Genomic DNA, 15,742 nt, shown 5'->3' with positions numbered 1-15,742 from the left:
AACACCAACATAGTAGCGTTGGAGGTGTTCGAATGTTCAGCATAGGTCCAAATGAATTGCTCGCAATCTTGTTGATAGCATTCCTGCTATTTGGAGCAAGCAAACTCCCTGAGCTTGCGAGGAGTCTCGGAAAAAGCATGGGTGAATTCAAAAAAGCACAGAAAGAGGCTGAAATCGAGCTGAGGAGATTCGAAAAAGATCTTGAGGAAGGTAAGTATACACCCCAAGACAAGAGAGCTAAGCTCGAGAAAATCGCTAAGGATCTTGGAATAGACACTGAAGGAAAAAGTGATGATGAAATTCTCGAAGAGATAAACAAGGCATTGCCAAAAACTGAAAAAGCTGAACCTTAATTAAACCCTCTTTCGATATATCTTTTCTCTCAAAAATTTATACATCCAAACCTGAATTTCACTGGTATCATTTCACTTTTTCCTGCTATCAGATAGCATCGGATGAGGGCATCATAGAAAACCTTAAACACTTTGGTCTTTTGTTCTTCGCATTTCTGCAAAATATGGAGAATATCTTCGTATTCTCGAAGAAACTTCTATACACTTCCAGCTCATATGCTTTTCTGACTGGTAATCAACGAAAATTCCAGTCGCTATATTCTGTCCTATTTCGAAAAAAGTTCCCCGTATTTACTATCTCCTGTTTCAATTCTCAGCTTTTCCCCAAACGAAAAACCATTTTCTGCTTCCAAGATGACTTTATTTAATTTACCTCTATCTTCAGCATATACGAGATCATAAATTCCATCCCATTAACCTCTTCAAAACCATATCTCAGAAAATCGGCGAGCTTTTTACTGAGGTGTCTCAGAATGTTACTCATTCACTACAAAAATCAACCTCTTGGAGGATTTCTGAGTTGCACAGACCCCGAAGATTATGTTGTCATACATTATTAGAGGCATATAAGTTTTTAAAAAATCGGTATCAAGGATTTTCATTTAAAAAAAGAATTTCGAATATTATAAATTATAGGATTTTACCAAACCTCTCGTGTAAACGGCAATGTACATGAAAGGTGTATCGACAAGCGCTATTGTCAGTTTGAGCAGATACTGTCCGGTGATCATCGCTAACAGAACGTTTAAGTCGAATACACCATAGAAAGCCAGTGTTATAAACACGATCGTATCTATAAGCTGAGAGACCATTGTAGATGCGTTGTTCCTCAACCACAGAAACCTCTCCTTGGTCTTTGCTTTCCAGAAATGGTAAGCGTAAACATCATGGGTCTGTGAGATCAGATATGCAATTATAGATGCTATGACTACCCTCGGAGTCATGCTGAATATTGTATCAAAGCTCTTAAGCAGGTTTTCTGGCATGAAGGGTGCGGGACTCCATATCACTGCTATCATGATTGATGCAACTGCCACTATGTTGGCGAAGAATCCGGTAATTACTGTTTTCTTAGCAATCTCTTTCCCGTAGATCTCACTTATTATATCAGTTATCAGGAAAGTTGATGCATAAACGATAACTCCTGCAGGTCCCACGAGCAAGCCGAAGTACGGCACAGTTCCAACAGAAATCAGCTTTACTGCAATTATGTTTGCTATAACTGTCAGAGATGCATAGATTCCTATTGCAATCTCCACTCCAAACCGCTCTGATATGATCGCTATGGTTGTAACGATACCGAGTGTTACAGCAACCCACATAACAAATTCTGACAGCAACATAGTACTCCCTCACTCCTTCGATTTCTTTTCCTTTAATCTTCCATGTCTTCTATCTATTTCATCCAGCTGATCGAGCATTTTTCTTATTGCCGTGCGTATAGCTTCGCTTAGGTTTACGAACTTCTTATCCTCACCGACATGTTCCATAAGGTCATCATACAGTTCTTTCGGTATATCGAGACTAACCTTTGGCATCCTCTCTTGGAGAGGTCACCTTGAGAATTTAAGGTTTTCGATCATATTACTGGAATATTACTAAAATATTACACTTCTATTGTTAGGGTATTATTTCAGTGGTATTATTATACTTTGGATAAATCAAATCTCTCTCGTATACAATTTTCTCCTCAATCAGGGATTTTATCCGTGGTATGTGCCACTCGATTCTGGAAATGAGGTTTTTGGTGGCATCACAGACAGCGTTCATCTTATTTTCACTCCACAGCCTTTCTCTGTTGAAGAACAGGCACCTCCCGCCACAAACAGAGAATGCTGAACACCCCGAACATCTATCAACATCCAAGAAACTGTTCCTGTTAATGCCATTCCATATGTCCCCTGCCAGATTCCACTCGAGGTCTGCACATATGGGGCAAGCGAGTATTTTTCCATCTGTGCTTATCACAAAAGAGTTTTCTCCAGAACCACAAGGTGGTTTTGGTAGACTGTATCCCAGCAAAGCTGAAGCAATCCCGAGAAACGGGACTATCTTTCTAACAACACCTCTCTCGAGCTCTTTAATCCAGAAATCCACAAGTTTGCCTATTCCCCGATTATATTCCCTAATCCACTGAATGAAATCGCTGTAGAAATCCTCATCCACCCAGACAGCATTTATCTGCCAGTGAACATATTCAAAACGCTCAAGCAAGTGCAGAACATCCCTGTATATATCCGTTCTCTCTGTGGCAACCATTCTCGCTATAAGCTCTCCTTTGTAGTGCTTTTTTATTATCTCAACATTCCTCATGACTCTTTCATATGTTTTCCCTCTGTAGTAATCGTTCACCTCCTTTACACCATCAATGGATACCAGTATTGTGGAAAACTCATTTATGTCATCTAGCTCGTCAATTAACCTGTCGAGGAGTAATCCATTGGTTTGAAGTATGAAATGTTTTGCCTCCACATTCTCCATTATATCTTTTATCAGATCTATCCGCAGCAGCGGTTCTCCTCCATAGAATGCTATGGATAGGTCACTATCCCGATTCAGGAATTCGTATAGCTCCTCCAGTGGATAGCTTATCTCAGCAGGCATTATTCTTTCATCAATGCTTCCACCGCAATAGCTGCAGTTCAGGTTGCATTTCCCTGTCAGGATTATTATGTACAGCACGGGATTTTTTGATGTACGAATGGCATATAAAATTGAAGTTGACAACACTTCCAGCTAATAGTATGTCTCCATCGCAGATTTGATGATACTCGGATGCATGATCTTTGGCAGCTCCAATCGGTTAGCAGACTTCAACGGCAATGGTAGAGTGGATATAGGTTAATGGTGATCTTGCCAAGCTTGCGTACCATCTGCTCGGGAGTGTATACTTTAATTTTTCTTTTTTTATTTAAATATTCTAAGTTTTTACAGCATCTGGAATCCCGCCAGAATGTTAGGCTACATCGCTCAGCCATTATCCGATATATTTTTATATGAATCCTTAATTCTTTAAATCGGTGTATTTCTATGGGCTTGGTTTACATCGATGGTAAATTTGTTCCAGAAGAGGAGGCGAAAATAAGTATTTTCGACCACGGATTTCTGTACGGTGATGGCGTCTTCGAAGGAATAAGAGCATATAATGGCCGAGTCTTCAGGTTGAAGGAGCACATAGACAGGCTCTACGATTCTGCCAAGGTAATATGCTTGGAGATACCAATCTCGAAGGAAGAGTTCATGGAGCTAATTCTGGAAACTCTGAGGAAAAACAATCTCAAAAACGCATACATCAGGCCAATTGTAACGAGAGGGATTGGAGATCTCGGTCTGGATCCGAGGAAATGCTCAAAACCGAACATAATAATAATCACAAAAGAGTGGGACAGGCTTTATGGAGACCTTTATGAGAAGGGATTGAAGGCCGTTACGGTTGCGATAAGAAGAAACGCCATCGATGCTCTCCCACCGAACATAAAGTCCCTGAATTATCTGAACAACATACTCGGCAAGATTGAGGCCAATGAGAAAGGTGGGGATGAGGCGATATTTCTGGACTCAAATGGATACATCTCGGAAGGAAGTGGGGACAACATTTTCATCGTAAAGAACGGGAGAGTTTATACACCACCTATCCTCAACAACCTGAGGGGTATTACGAGGGAGGTCGTGATCGAGATAATTGAGAAGCTCGGAATTCCGTTCAAGGAAATGAATCTTGGTATATACGACCTGTACTCTGCGGACGAGATATTCGTCACGGGAACTGCAGCAGAGATTGCACCGATAACCGTGATCGATGGAAGGAAGGTTGGTGACGGAAAACCGGGTGAGATAACCCGAAGGCTGATAGAGGAGTTTAAGAAAATAACCGAGTCCGAAGGCACTCCGATTTATTAATCACCGGGCAGTGATGCGATGCCAGTGATATCGATAGTTGTTGAATTAGAGGACAAACCCGGACAGCTTTTGAAGGCGTTAGAGCCTATATCTAGAGAGGGAGGCAACATACTCAGCATAATCCACCAGAGAGACAAGAAAACTCCGCTGCAGAGAGTGCCGGTTGAGATATCGTTTGACGCTAAAAACCTCGAGATTGCAAACAGGATAATCGAGGCGTTAAAGGAAAGCGGGGTTTTGGTAAAGAGATACAATGAGATCAGACTTATAGCCACAACATCCCTTATGATCATTGGTCATATAGTGAAAACAGATCTCAGCGACACAATCAACAGAATAGATTCCACAGGCTTTGCAGAGGTTGTTGACCTACAGATTAACATGCCAGAGGTTAATAAGCCATCCACGGCGATGATAACGATATCCGCAACAGGGAAGGATGAACTTGAAGAGGCTGTGGAAATTATGAGGAATGTGTGCAGAAGCAAGAATTTACTTTTAATTGAGCCGATCAACGAAAACTTTTCATAGGGAGGTTAATAGGAGAGTTAAAATGATAAAAATCGCTATTATAGGCTTCGGAGCGGTAGGACAGGGTGTTGCTGAAATCCTGCTGAGGAGAAAAGAGGAGCTTGAAAAGAAGATTGGAAAGTTCTCTCTCGTTGCTGTAACCGATTCTAGAGGGTCTATTGTTGATGAAAATGGAATCGACATCATCAAAGCAATAGAACGAAAGAAGAAGGGCAGGTTCGATGGAAAAAGCACTATGGAGGTAATAGAAGGCGTGGACTTCGATGTTATGATAGAATGCAGCGTGACGAACATCGATGATGGAGAGCCGGGATTAACGCACATCATGAAATGTCTTGAGAAGGGTGCCCATATTATAACCTCAAACAAGGGTCCTCTGGTTGCTGATTTTCATGGAATAAACAGGCTGGCTGAGAAAAAAGGGTTGAAGTTCATGTTTGAAGCAACTGTTGGTGGGGCGATGCCATTAATCAAACTAGTAAAGTACAACCTCGCAGGAAACAGTATCGAGTTCATAAAAGGAGTTCTTAACGGAACTTGCAATTACATCCTGACGAGGATGGAGCAGGAAAAGATGACCTATCAGCAGGTTCTGGCTGAGGCTCAGGAGCTGAATATTGCTGAAGCGAATCCCGACTACGATGTGAAAGGCTTCGATTCTGCAGCAAAGCTCCTGATTCTCGCAAACGCGTTGATGGGCATGGATGTGAAGCTGAGCGATGTTGAGATCGTTGGCATCACGGATATAACGCCAGAAGCTTTTGATGTCGCAAAGAGCAAAAACTACACAATAAGGCTCATTGCAGAGGTAAACAAAAAGGGCTACATCGGGGTTACACCAAGGCTGGTTCCCATAGAACATCCCCTTGCGATACACGGAACAATGAATGCCGCTCTGATAAAAACCGATCTTGCCGGGGATGTTGTTGTCATGGGCAGAGGGGCTGGAAAGTATGAGACTGCAAGTGCGATAATATCAGACCTTATTTTTGCATTTAGCTAGACATGCAGCTAAACATGGCGGCTATGCTCGAGATAATAACACTTGTTAAGATAATTTTAGCAATGATTTTTCTTTTATATGCGTGCGTACTGGACTTAAGGTACAGAATAGTACCTAACAGGCTGTGGAAGTACATGGTTGCTGTGCTCACACCAATTCTTGTTCTGGAGTTTGTTACTGCTAAATACAGCCTGTCAACCATAATCTTTTCGGTTATGCAGTTTGTTATGATGTTCGTTTTCTCCTATCTGCTTTACTCTCTCGGAACCTATGGGGGGGCTGATGCAAAGGCTTTCATAGTTATGGCGTACATATTCCCGGTATATCCAGCTGTCATGGGACTCCCCCTGCTGAACAAGGGATTCGGGATTTTCGCCTTCTCAGTGCTATCCAACTCCGTGATAGTCTCTCCGGCTTTGCTCATAATCACATTCATCCGGAATTTGAGAAGAGAAGGTCTGAGGGATCTGAAAGGCAACTTTTTGTATTACTTTGTCGGTAAAAGGGTTAAAGCAAATAGCATACCTGAGTTCCATAGCGTTTTGGAATTCGTTGATGACAGCGGGAAGATTGTCAGGGTGAGAAGAGGAATTGAGGTTGATGAGAAAGTCAGGAAAAAGCTGATGAAAGCGTACGATGAAGGAATCATCGATAGAGTCTGGGTCACTCCCAATTTACCATTCCTGCTATTCATAACAGCTGGTTTTATCATATCTGTAGTGATTGGGGATATTCTGTATCTGATTCTATCTCTGATTTTGCACTGATATTTTTTGCCTAGTAAAGAGTTGAACCTTAAATCTAACCTTAAACCGAGACTGTTGGTGAAATCTGGTGAAAGTAATGAAACAACTATAGCTCATGAATTATGAACTCAAAAAGATCGTTTACATCATTAAATACTCTAAATCCATCCACCTCAACCCCCATCTCGTCTCTGAAATAAATCCCTGCAAGCCTGCTCTGGTCGATTTGTTTTAGTAGCTCATCAAGCTCCTCATGAGACCTTACCACAGCAATGCCATTCCTGATATCGCTTTTAAATCCTTCAACAAAGACATAGTCGTAATCCTCAAAGTATCTGAGTATCTCGATGAGGCTCAGTTCCCTTCTGGCCCGGTATGCAAACTTTACTGGCGAGAGTACAGCCACATCGTATCCTGCTTTAAAGATCCTCCATGAATCCTTGCCCTCTTTATCGAGATCGACCTTTTTGTCAGAATGCTTTACGACCCCAACCCTGTATCCTTGATTTGTAAGTAACTCTACAAGCTGGGTTATCAAACTCGTTTTTCCAGAGTTAGAGAAGCCGATTATGCTTATAACCTTCATTCAATCTGACTCATTAATTTAAATTCAAACGAACCTTATCGTCTCGAGGTTCATGGGTGCTCGGGTTTCGATCTTGTAGGTCTTGTAAATGCTTGAAGCGAGATCCAAGCACTTTGACTCATCTCCGTGGACTGTTATCACCTTCTCTGGCCTTGAACTCAATGCCCTGACATAGTTCATAAGCTGTCTTCTGTCAGAGTGACCAGAGAATCCATCCACAGTCTCAACATTCATCTTAACTTCCACAACCTCTCTCCTGCCGTTGGATGTTAGTGGTACCTCCTTCCAGCCCTTCTGAATTCTCCTGCCCAGAGTTCCCTCAGCCTGATATCCAACGAAGACTATTGTGTTCTTTTCATCTCCAGCTAGATGTCTGAAGTACTCCATTACCGGCCCACCGTTAAGCATTCCCGATGTTGCGAGAATAACCGATGGCTCTGCTTCGTCTATCACATCTGCCCTCTTCGATGAGGAATCGACCTGTGTGAAGCTCTCGGATATGAACGGGTTTAATCCATGGTGGAATATCATGTCCCTGAGATGGGTGTTCAGATACTCAGGATACGCTGTATGGATTGCTGTAGCTTCATATATCATCCCATCAAGATATACGGTCAGCCCCTCAAGCTTCTTTGTTCTGATCGCTTCCTCGAGGGCAATCATTACCTCCTGACTTCTACCAACGGCGAATGTTGGGATCAGAACCTTCCCTTTTTTATCAACGGTCTCCTTTATAATGCTGATCAGCCGCTCCTCAGCCTCCCTCCTCGCTGGCTGGAAGTCATTGCCACTTCCATATGTGGCTTCCATTATTAACGCTTCAAGCCTGGGGAAGTTGGTTTCCGCCTTGTCGAAAAGCCTCGTTCTTTCAAACTTGAAATCTCCGGAGAATGCGATGTTGTACAAGCCCTCTCCGATATGGAAGTGAGCTATTGATGAGCCAAGGATATGTCCGGCGTTGTAGAATGTGAGCCTTATATCCGGGCTTATATCCGTAACAACACCATAATCTATCGTTATTGTGTGTTTCAAAGCTTCCCTTACGAGGTTGGACTCGTAAACTACAGGATTGCCCTCTCTCGCTCCAACCTCTATGAAATCAAGCTGAAGCAGCACCATCAGATCTCTCGTTGGGGGAGTCAGATATATCGGCCCTCTGTAGCCATACTTGTAGAGAATTGGCACCAAACCACAGTGATCGAGATGGGCGTGGGTAATAACAACCGCATCGATTGAGTCCAATGGCTGCAATTCGGGAACATACAGGTATGGGGACTGTTGGATGTTGCTGACATTAACTCCACAATCTATTAGAATCTTGCTTTCTGGAGTTTGCAGCAGGTAGCAGCTTCTCCCAACCTCCCTCGATCCTCCAAGGAATGTAACTCTTACCCACTTCTCCTCGTGGAAAGACCCTCGATGGATCTTAACGCCTATCTTTTTAAGAATCTCCTTCCTTTCCTCTCTCGAACTCAGCAGGAACTGCCTGACATTATCGACGGTCTTGGATTTTATAGGCGGAGTTCTCATGACCTTTGGACTCCACCCAACAGCCTTCATTATCTCTCTGAGCATAACCCCCTGCTTCCCGATGACTATCCCAGGCTTCTCAGCCTCGATTATAACCTCTCCATTTTCATGATCGAAAAAGAAGGATGTCACCTGTGCATCTTCCGGCACTATTTGCCTTATTATCTCCTTGGCCTCTTCAGGAGGCTTTAGGCTCTTTGGATCAGGACGTATGAGTATTCTCTTTCTTAAATCTTTAGCCAGCTTTTTTATTACATCTCCACTCTCTGCAAGCTCCTGTGGGTTTTCAACATAGATTACGAGAACTGGTCCTTCAAATTCGACATTTTTTACTCTAACTGAGGGTAGCGAAGCCGCAACTTTCCGCTTTAATTCTGAAAGGTATTCATCCACTCCCATAACTCCCAAAAAATTAAGATTATTTCTTGGAGAATTTTGCTATGATCTCTTCAATCTCTTCCGGCTCGAGCTGAACATATTCGTCTTCAGTTATCTTGACGACATCCATTCCATCTCCGGATGCTGAATCTCTTTTCATCGCTGTGTGGATCGCCCTAATCACAACCTCCACAGCCTCGTCGGTTGGCATTCCTTCGTAAAATCTGTCTTCTAGGACACCGTAAGCTGTCAATGAACCCGAACCGGTGGCTACGATATCCTTCTCCTCGATGGCACCACCGATGGGATCTATTGAATACACTGTAGGTCCTCTCTCATCAACTCCACCTATTAGCAGCTGGACGAAGTATGGGAAATATCTGGTCTGGTTGAGGAGGTTTGAGACCATTGTTGCTACTGACCTGATCGTCGGCCTTCTTTCTTTCCTTATCTCATATAGACTGGTTTCGACCTTGATGATCCTGTACAGAAACTGAGCATCACCCACGCTGCCAGCAGTGGTTAATGCTATTCTGTCAGCGATCTGATATATCTTCTTGGCTCTCCTGCTGGCTATGAAATTGCCCATTGTGGCTCTCTTTTCAGTACCCATCACTATTCCATCCTTACAGATCAATCCCACGGTTGTGGTTCCTTTATATATTTTATCCTGCATCATGATTAATCACTTCTTTTAGTTTTTATGAGAAAAGCCATTGCGATGGCATACATAACTATATCCGAGCAATTTTTAAAATTTTCGTTGGTTTTATTGTTTTAGCAGGCATGTTGCAGTTCGGCATTGCTAACTCAACAAACAAAAACCATTTCACGGAAAAGTTTTTTACTTTGGTGACCAACTGAGGTTATGGAAACGATCATACTCACGAAAGAAGACATAATGGATATCCTGACAATGGATGACACGCTTAAAGCTGTAGAACATGCTTTTGAAATGCATGGGAAAAACGAGGTGCAAATGCCAGCCAAGATCTACCTCGAATTCGAAAAAGGAGATCTAAGAGCGATGCCAGCTTACCTCGATGGCAAGGCTGGTGTGAAATGGGTCAATTCTCACCCCCATAACAGCGAGGTTGGTCTGCCAACTGTTATGGCTCTGCTGATCTACAACGATCCTGAAACTGGTTTTCCACTTGCAGTCATGGATGCAACCCACATAACGAACATGAGAACCGGAGCCGCTGGAGGAATCGCTTCAAAATACCTTGCAAGAAAGGATAGCAAAATTATTGGCTTTATTGGCTGTGGAGTCCAGGCATATACACAGTTGTCAGCCCATTTGAAGCTTTTTGATGTTGAGAAGGTGAGGTGCTACGATTTGAGCGAGAGTCATGCGAAAAAGTTCGTTGATTACTGCAGCAAGCAGAACATCGATGCGGAATTCGCTCGGATTGAGAAGGCATGTGACTGCGATATTCTTGTGACTATAACACCATCGAGAAAGCCCGTGGTTATGGCTGAGTGGGTTGCTGATGGAACACACATAAACGCCATAGGTGCCGATGCTCCGGGAAAGCAGGAACTCGATCCCGAGATCCTGAAGAAAAGCAGGGTGTTCGTGGACGATAAAGAGCAGGCTTTTCATAGCGGGGAGGTAAATGTTCCGCTGTCCAAGGGGATAATTAGCGAGAACGACATCGCAGGAACAATAGGGGAGGTTATAGTTGGCAAAGTCAAGGGAAGGATTGGCGATGAAATCACGGTGTTCGATTCCACAGGTCTGGCAATACAGGATATATCCACGGCCAGCATAATATACAGTAGAGCGATCGAGAAAGGTGTTGGCCTGAAAATAAGGTTCTTTTGAGGGATATGTTGAATATGAGACTGGCGAGCTTGGTATCCGGAGGAAAGGATTCACTACTCGCAACGCATCTGGCAAGTGAGGAAAACGAGATTGACTGCCTGGTATCGGTAGTATCCTCCAACCCGGATTCCTACATGTTCCACACACCGAACATACATCTTGTTGATGCCACCGCTATCGCGATGGATCTTCCACTTTTTAAGATATTCACCAGAGGAGAGGAAGAATTAGAGGTAAAAGACCTGATCAAAGGGCTGAGAAATTTGGATGTTGATGGAATAGTCATCGGTGGTATAGCCTCCAGTTACCAGAAGAAAAGGTTCGAGCTTGTTTGTGAAGAACTGGGTTTAAAGCTGATAGCTCCGCTGTGGGGTAAAAGCGACGAGGAAGTGATGAAACTGGCGATGGAGAAGATGGACTTCATAATCGTAAAGGTTTCTGCAATGGGGCTGTCAGAAAAATGGGTTGGGAGAAAGATGGATGAAAAAGCTCTCTCGGAGCTTAAAAAGATCAAGGAGAAGTATGGTATCAATCTGGCCGGAGAGGGTGGAGAGTTCGAAACTCTGGTGCTGAATGCCCCAATGTTCAAAAAGAGGATTGAGATCCTGGAGAGCCATGTTGTCTCGGATAATATGTCTGCCGTTATGGTTGTTGACAGGTATCGTCTGGTTGATAAAGGTTAAATAATAACCAATGATCTGTTCAATCCAGTACCTTTACAACTTCTCCCATCCCCTTGCTCTTACCCTCTCTGAAAATGAACTTCTGGCCCTTACAGATGTAGTATGGATGATACTTGAACTTCATTCTAACCTTCCCCCGCTCTCCAGCCATCATGTACTCCTTTTCTATATCCTCAAAGACGACAGTTTCGGATATGGTTTCCAGATGGAGTACTGGCTCATAACCTCTTTTGATCCTCGTTGGGTGATTGAAGATATATACTTCAGCTAGGAACTCATAAACCGGATGGATCTCCTTTTTTGTTAAAACCATGCCCCTCCTGAGCTCATCGAACCTCGCCCCTTTTATCGCGAGTCCCACTATGTCACCATCGCATGCCCTCTCTATTCTGTAATAGTGCATCTCTATGCTCTGCACCCTCACCTTCCTGAAGGATCCGTCATGGAATGGGCCGATATAAACCTCCTCTCCAGCCCTGATTTCGCCCGACTTTATCGTCCCGCTGACAACAGTTCCAACTCCAGATACCCGGTATATCCTGTCGATGTACATGAGAAAATCTCCTCTGTGAAAGCTCCTCTTTGGAAGTCTGTACAGCAGTTCTTCAAGGATGTCGTATCCTTTAAGTGTTATGGCGGATGTTTCGATTATGGGAACGATTATGTCTCTTGAGAGTATCCTTGCGACCCTTCTTGCATCCTCTTTCTCCTTAACTAGGTAGGGAATCCTTCCAACACTTCTGAGCGTTTTGGATATCTCGTTGATAACTTCCTCAACTCTCTCCTCACCCACCATGTCAGCCTTTGTTATGGCAATTATAACCGGAAGATCCATCGCAATCAGTATGCCGAGGTGTTCCTTTGTGGTCCTCATAACACCATCGTTTGCGGCAACCACAAGCAGGCCATAGTCTATTTTCTGCCCCAGCAATCCCCTGATGGTGGTCCTCAGCCATGGCTCATGCCCAACTGTATCAATGAACGAAACAATCTTATCAGCCTTCTCAACCATCAAAGCCCTTTCGTTTTTGTTGAGGGGGTTTTTCATCTTTATTGCTCCCTCATTCTGAAAGCTAAGCACAGCATAGCTCAGATCGGCACTCAAACCCCTTTCGATTTCATGCTTCAGCGTATCGAGATATATGCTCGTCGCCCCGCTTCCATCATCCGGATTTCCTGAGATCAAACATCCTACCAGCGTTGATTTGCCATGATCAACATGCCCTGCAGTGCCCACAATTATGTGCTCCTTTGGTCTGGTTTTCGAGATCTCGACTATTCCTACTATCCCGCCATTTATCTTATATTTCTCAACCGATCTCACTTCAGCATCGATTTCGGAAGCTATTTTCTTGAGGATTTGAAGGGTTTTGTTGAACCTCTCATGAGTTATACCTTTAAGCTCCCCAGAATCGGAAATACCAACAACATATACAGCCTTACCTCTCCCCATCAAAATCCTGTGATTCATCTGACATGCCAGAGTCTGAAACCTATCATCTCTCAGATGATAATCAGTAAGGAATTCCTTGAACTCGATATTCTCTTTCTCGCCATCTTTTACGATTTCAAGAATTCTTTCCATTTTAGGATGTTAAGCCATGCAATATATAAATAATTTTCAGTTTAGATTTGATGATTGCAAAGGATGGTTAATGGAGCAGAATTCAGAAAAATCTTATATACATCGGAGCAGAGTAGTTTTTCCACTCGCATTTGGACCCAAAAGCGATAAAAATCTCTCCATCATACACATTAATATTTTTAAGCACAACATCTCAAAACCCAAAAGTTTTAATTCAAATCTAAATCCAAAGAAAAGAGAAAGGTGATGGCGTTCACCTCTAACTGCCGTAAAGGCTGATGACGCCTGTTTTCAGGGGGGTGGATTTATGTTTCGTGATTTAGCTACAAAAAAGCTAAGCAAAAATCTATGCAAAAAAATCATCAGATATGTCCAGTCCAGGAGAGTGGAGAATGGTTTTGCATTCTGCAAGCCATTACCTCCATCCTTGGCCGAGACATATTATTCTTTGAGCATTCTAACCTCCTTAGGATTAAAGATTGATGATAAAAATAAAATTGTGAAATTTCTTTTAAATTCCGTTAAAAAAGAACCATATAGCCTTTTTTACACCCTACAAAGTCTTAGATTGTTGGGTGAAGATATCCCTGATTACAGGGAAACTCTATATACCCTTGGAGAAAACATCATTGGAAGAATTCATCGTCCTGTAAGAGAAATAGACAAAGGCGGAATTACTGCGACATATTCTTTTGATAGCCCGAATATTCTCAGGGAGTTGTACCTAATTAACTCCTGTTTGAAATTATATTCCGAGAGATTGAACCTTCATATGATCCTCAAAAATTTCAGATCGCAGGGGGGGTTTGGTTTAAAGTTCCCGAACTTGAGAGATACTTTTTATTGCATAGATTTTGTTGAAGATAAAAAGGAAACCGCCGAATTTATAAAGAAATTCGAGGTAGAAGGAGGATTTGCAAAATCACCAAAAAGCTATCCTCCATACCTCGAAGAAACATACTATGCGATCTCTTCACTCTATAAACTAAACTATACATTGGATGCCCCAGAAAAAACTCGAAATTTCATTTTAACCCTTCAAAATCCAGATGGTGGTTTTAGAAGAAGTATTTATTGCGGTATATCTACCCTTGAGAATACATTTTATGCTGTGAAAAGTCTTGAAATGATTGATTTGATGGTGTAAGCATGCTTGACATTTTCATTGTTGGTATTGGTGGGTTTATTGGTGCAATCTTACGATATATTCTGGCCGGATTAATTCAAGACAATCTTGAATTTCCTCTGGGTACTTTATCTGTTAATGTTATTGGGAGCTTTTTGATATCCCTTGTGATGCATCTCTCAGAACTTGAGGGGTTGTTCAGTGCTGAGACCAGATTGTTTTTGACCGTTGGTGTAATTGCTTCATTTACAACCATGTCAACATTTAGTTATGAATTGTTTAAGCTGTTTGAAGAAAAGGAAACTTTTTTAATGATAATGTATTTATTGGGAAACATTCTGGTATCTTTCTTTGCCGTGTATCTCGGTAGAATAACCGTGCTGGTTGTATGGAGGAGATAGAAATGGTTGAAACGAATGAAGCTTACCTTCTCAGGATATATATCGGTGATTCGGATAGATATATGGGAAAACCACTTTACAAATTTCTACTGGAATTTTTCAGAAAAGAGGGCTTTGCTGGAGCAACAGTTTTAAGAGGGATTTCCGGATTTGGTAAAACCAGTATTATTCATACCGCATCCATTCTACGCCTATCAACAGACCTTCCGATCGTAATTGAGATCGTAGATAAAATTGAGAAGATTGAGAAAGTTTTACCTGTTTTAAAGGATGTTGTCAAGGAAGGCTTAATCACAATCGAAAAAGTGGGGGTAGTTTTTTACAACGGTAACAAAAAAGATAACCAGACTTTAACTCCTTAAACTTTAAATCCTGTTCCTCTCTTCCTCAAAATCTTCAAAAACTCCTCAGCACTGCAAACGCAGATTTCGCTTACCACCTGACTGACATACTTCATGCTTACAAACTCGAATATTTTGTTTTGAACAACCAAATTTGATGAAAACTTATAAGATGGTACAGCAAGTATGAAAGGAACTTCGTAGTGTCTGGCAACGAGAGCCAGAGGTAGAGTTCCAACCTTGTTTACAAAACCGTGCTTAGATATACTGTCCGCCCCAGATATAACATAATCGCTCTCAGCAACAGCATACCCCATGAACGCATCGGGAACCACTTCTACATATTCAACTCCTACAAGCTCAAGTTCATCAGCAAGAAGTCTGCCCTCACCACCGGGATTTGATTCAAGAACGAACACCTTTTTTGCCGATTTCAGCCCTTCGCTAACAATATGACTCCTGCTTATCGTCGTGACAACCTTGCCCTCAACAATTTCCCTCAAATTCCTCGATGTCTTTTGATTTGAGTCCTTAATATATCTCTCAACAGCCTCAATACCCTCAACGCCTCGCTCAGCAACTTTATTTAAGATATTCTTCAAGCCAGACATCTCGGGAAAGGCTGAGATTATTTTCTTCACTATTTCGGGATCTCTATACTTCTTCAGCAACTCTATCGATTTTATGAGGATGTAACTCGAACCGTGCTCCCTGTCGCTGATAATCTTTTCAAGCTCTTCATCCATCAACC

The 15,742-nt window shown here is 42.4% G+C and carries 18 protein-coding genes and 1 riboswitch; of the genes, 10 read left to right on the top strand and 8 right to left on the bottom strand.

Annotated features, from left to right (window positions below):
* The first annotated feature begins 32 nt into the window (after positions 1 to 32).
* A complete protein-coding gene (tatA, locus tag ASULF_RS12365; protein WP_015591241.1) occupies positions 33 to 353 on the top strand; it encodes a twin-arginine translocase TatA/TatE family subunit in 321 nt (106 codons plus the stop codon).
* A gap of 623 nt (positions 354 to 976) precedes the next feature.
* Here tatA and ASULF_RS08125 read toward each other — a convergent pair.
* From ASULF_RS08125 to ASULF_RS08115, 3 genes are all read right to left on the bottom strand, one after another.
* On the bottom strand, positions 977 to 1,696 hold the full coding sequence (locus tag ASULF_RS08125; protein ID WP_015591240.1) for a queuosine precursor transporter: 720 nt from the start codon (positions 1,694 to 1,696) through the stop codon (positions 977 to 979).
* Between the two features lie 9 nt (positions 1,697 to 1,705).
* Positions 1,706 to 1,891, bottom strand: a complete 186-nt coding sequence (locus ASULF_RS08120; protein ID WP_015591239.1) for a ribbon-helix-helix domain-containing protein — start codon at positions 1,889 to 1,891, stop codon at positions 1,706 to 1,708.
* 82 nt (positions 1,892 to 1,973) lie between these two features.
* On the bottom strand, positions 1,974 to 3,035 hold the full coding sequence (locus tag ASULF_RS08115) for a TIGR04084 family radical SAM/SPASM domain-containing protein (protein ID WP_015591238.1): 1,062 nt from the start codon (positions 3,033 to 3,035) through the stop codon (positions 1,974 to 1,976).
* A gap of 348 nt (positions 3,036 to 3,383) precedes the next feature.
* Between ASULF_RS08115 and ilvE the strand changes: the two genes are divergently transcribed.
* The 4 genes from ilvE to ASULF_RS08095 are packed head-to-tail and all read left to right on the top strand — an operon-like array spanning position 3,384 to position 6,554.
* Positions 3,384 to 4,253 (top strand): branched-chain-amino-acid transaminase, encoded by an 870-nt coding sequence (gene ilvE / locus ASULF_RS08110; protein WP_015591237.1) that lies wholly within the window; start codon positions 3,384 to 3,386, stop codon positions 4,251 to 4,253.
* Positions 4,254 to 4,271: 18 nt separating this feature from the next.
* Positions 4,272 to 4,784, top strand: coding sequence for an ACT domain-containing protein (locus ASULF_RS08105; protein WP_015591236.1), 513 nt, complete (start codon positions 4,272 to 4,274; stop codon positions 4,782 to 4,784).
* Between the two features lie 22 nt (positions 4,785 to 4,806).
* Complete coding sequence (locus ASULF_RS08100) at positions 4,807 to 5,787, top strand: homoserine dehydrogenase (RefSeq protein WP_015591235.1); 981 nt, start codon at positions 4,807 to 4,809, stop codon at positions 5,785 to 5,787.
* 14 nt (positions 5,788 to 5,801) lie between these two features.
* Positions 5,802 to 6,554, top strand: coding sequence for an A24 family peptidase C-terminal domain-containing protein (locus tag ASULF_RS08095; protein ID WP_236609676.1), 753 nt, complete (start codon positions 5,802 to 5,804; stop codon positions 6,552 to 6,554).
* Between the two features lie 85 nt (positions 6,555 to 6,639).
* On the opposite strand, the gene mobB is transcribed toward ASULF_RS08095, so the two are convergent.
* Genes mobB through psmB form a run of 3 tightly spaced genes read right to left on the bottom strand, consistent with a single transcriptional unit; the run spans position 6,640 to position 9,706 of the window.
* Positions 6,640 to 7,119: a molybdopterin-guanine dinucleotide biosynthesis protein B gene (gene mobB, locus ASULF_RS08090; RefSeq protein WP_015591233.1), complete on the bottom strand. Its 480-nt coding sequence runs from the start codon at positions 7,117 to 7,119 to the stop codon at positions 6,640 to 6,642.
* Between the two features lie 24 nt (positions 7,120 to 7,143).
* Positions 7,144 to 9,048, bottom strand: coding sequence for a beta-CASP ribonuclease aCPSF1 (locus tag ASULF_RS08085; protein WP_015591232.1), 1,905 nt, complete (start codon positions 9,046 to 9,048; stop codon positions 7,144 to 7,146).
* A 19-nt stretch (positions 9,049 to 9,067) separates the two neighbouring features.
* Positions 9,068 to 9,706: an archaeal proteasome endopeptidase complex subunit beta gene (psmB, locus tag ASULF_RS08080; protein ID WP_048098191.1), complete on the bottom strand. Its 639-nt coding sequence runs from the start codon at positions 9,704 to 9,706 to the stop codon at positions 9,068 to 9,070.
* A gap of 189 nt (positions 9,707 to 9,895) precedes the next feature.
* Here psmB and ala point away from each other — a divergent pair, with 189 nt between their 5' ends.
* Together ala and ASULF_RS08070 are read left to right on the top strand one after the other, a co-directional pair.
* Entirely contained in the window at positions 9,896 to 10,855 is a 960-nt protein-coding gene (ala, locus tag ASULF_RS08075; protein WP_015591230.1) for an alanine dehydrogenase, read from the top strand.
* A 5-nt stretch (positions 10,856 to 10,860) separates the two neighbouring features.
* Positions 10,861 to 11,538 (top strand): diphthine--ammonia ligase, encoded by a 678-nt coding sequence (locus tag ASULF_RS08070; protein ID WP_236609675.1) that lies wholly within the window; start codon positions 10,861 to 10,863, stop codon positions 11,536 to 11,538.
* A gap of 19 nt (positions 11,539 to 11,557) precedes the next feature.
* On the opposite strand, the gene ASULF_RS08065 is transcribed toward ASULF_RS08070, so the two are convergent.
* The gene (locus ASULF_RS08065) at positions 11,558 to 13,123 is read right to left on the bottom strand and encodes a GTPBP1 family GTP-binding protein (protein ID WP_015591228.1); all 1,566 of its coding nucleotides are present in this window, start codon (positions 13,121 to 13,123) and stop codon (positions 11,558 to 11,560) included.
* Between the two features lie 233 nt (positions 13,124 to 13,356).
* Positions 13,357 to 13,418, top strand: a riboswitch (Fluoride riboswitch).
* Between the two features lie 12 nt (positions 13,419 to 13,430).
* Between ASULF_RS08065 and ASULF_RS08060 the strand changes: the two genes are divergently transcribed.
* From ASULF_RS08060 to ASULF_RS08050, 3 genes are read left to right on the top strand one after another with little or no spacing between them, the layout of a single operon-like run.
* Positions 13,431 to 14,270, top strand: coding sequence for a prenyltransferase/squalene oxidase repeat-containing protein (locus tag ASULF_RS08060; RefSeq protein WP_015591227.1), 840 nt, complete (start codon positions 13,431 to 13,433; stop codon positions 14,268 to 14,270).
* A gap of 2 nt (positions 14,271 to 14,272) precedes the next feature.
* Positions 14,273 to 14,650, top strand: a complete 378-nt coding sequence (gene crcB, locus ASULF_RS08055) for a fluoride efflux transporter CrcB (protein ID WP_015591226.1) — start codon at positions 14,273 to 14,275, stop codon at positions 14,648 to 14,650.
* A gap of 2 nt (positions 14,651 to 14,652) precedes the next feature.
* Positions 14,653 to 15,012: a DUF190 domain-containing protein gene (locus ASULF_RS08050; protein ID WP_015591225.1), complete on the top strand. Its 360-nt coding sequence runs from the start codon at positions 14,653 to 14,655 to the stop codon at positions 15,010 to 15,012.
* Here the strand turns inward: ASULF_RS08050 and ASULF_RS11400 are convergent.
* Entirely contained in the window at positions 15,009 to 15,737 is a 729-nt protein-coding gene (locus ASULF_RS11400; protein WP_015591224.1) for an eIF2B alpha/beta/delta subunit family protein, read from the bottom strand. The genes ASULF_RS08050 and ASULF_RS11400 overlap by 4 nt on opposite strands.
* Positions 15,738 to 15,742: the final 5 nt, after the last annotated feature.

This window comes from Archaeoglobus sulfaticallidus PM70-1, assembly GCF_000385565.1.
GTDB classification, from domain to species: Archaea; Halobacteriota; Archaeoglobi; order Archaeoglobales; family Archaeoglobaceae; genus Archaeoglobus_A; species Archaeoglobus_A sulfaticallidus.
Note: the sequence above shows the minus strand (reverse complement) of the source record. Positions and strands in the feature narration are given on the sequence as shown.

Bases quoted from the DNA above. Each gene is read 5' to 3' on its own strand.
- tatA (WP_015591241.1), top strand. From the start codon at position 33: ATGTTCAGCATAGGTCCAAATGAATTGCTCGCAATCTTGTTGATAGCA.
- ASULF_RS08125 (WP_015591240.1), bottom strand. From the start codon at position 1,696: ATGTTGCTGTCAGAATTTGTTATGTGGGTTGCTGTAACACTCGGTATC.
- ASULF_RS08120 (WP_015591239.1), bottom strand. From the start codon at position 1,891: ATGCCAAAGGTTAGTCTCGATATACCGAAAGAACTGTATGATGACCTT.
- ilvE (WP_015591237.1), top strand. From the start codon at position 3,384: ATGGGCTTGGTTTACATCGATGGTAAATTTGTTCCAGAAGAGGAGGCG.
- ASULF_RS08105 (WP_015591236.1), top strand. From the start codon at position 4,272: ATGCCAGTGATATCGATAGTTGTTGAATTAGAGGACAAACCCGGACAG.
- ASULF_RS08100 (WP_015591235.1), top strand. From the start codon at position 4,807: ATGATAAAAATCGCTATTATAGGCTTCGGAGCGGTAGGACAGGGTGTT.
- ASULF_RS08095 (WP_236609676.1), top strand. From the start codon at position 5,802: ATGGCGGCTATGCTCGAGATAATAACACTTGTTAAGATAATTTTAGCA.
- mobB (WP_015591233.1), bottom strand. From the start codon at position 7,119: ATGAAGGTTATAAGCATAATCGGCTTCTCTAACTCTGGAAAAACGAGT.
- ASULF_RS08085 (WP_015591232.1), bottom strand. From the start codon at position 9,048: ATGGGAGTGGATGAATACCTTTCAGAATTAAAGCGGAAAGTTGCGGCT.
- psmB (WP_048098191.1), bottom strand. From the start codon at position 9,706: ATGATGCAGGATAAAATATATAAAGGAACCACAACCGTGGGATTGATC.
- ala (WP_015591230.1), top strand. From the start codon at position 9,896: ATGGAAACGATCATACTCACGAAAGAAGACATAATGGATATCCTGACA.
- ASULF_RS08070 (WP_236609675.1), top strand. From the start codon at position 10,861: ATGTTGAATATGAGACTGGCGAGCTTGGTATCCGGAGGAAAGGATTCA.
- ASULF_RS08065 (WP_015591228.1), bottom strand. From the start codon at position 13,123: ATGGAAAGAATTCTTGAAATCGTAAAAGATGGCGAGAAAGAGAATATC.
- ASULF_RS08060 (WP_015591227.1), top strand. From the start codon at position 13,431: ATGTTTCGTGATTTAGCTACAAAAAAGCTAAGCAAAAATCTATGCAAA.
- crcB (WP_015591226.1), top strand. From the start codon at position 14,273: ATGCTTGACATTTTCATTGTTGGTATTGGTGGGTTTATTGGTGCAATC.
- ASULF_RS08050 (WP_015591225.1), top strand. From the start codon at position 14,653: ATGGTTGAAACGAATGAAGCTTACCTTCTCAGGATATATATCGGTGAT.
- ASULF_RS11400 (WP_015591224.1), bottom strand. From the start codon at position 15,737: ATGGATGAAGAGCTTGAAAAGATTATCAGCGACAGGGAGCACGGTTCG.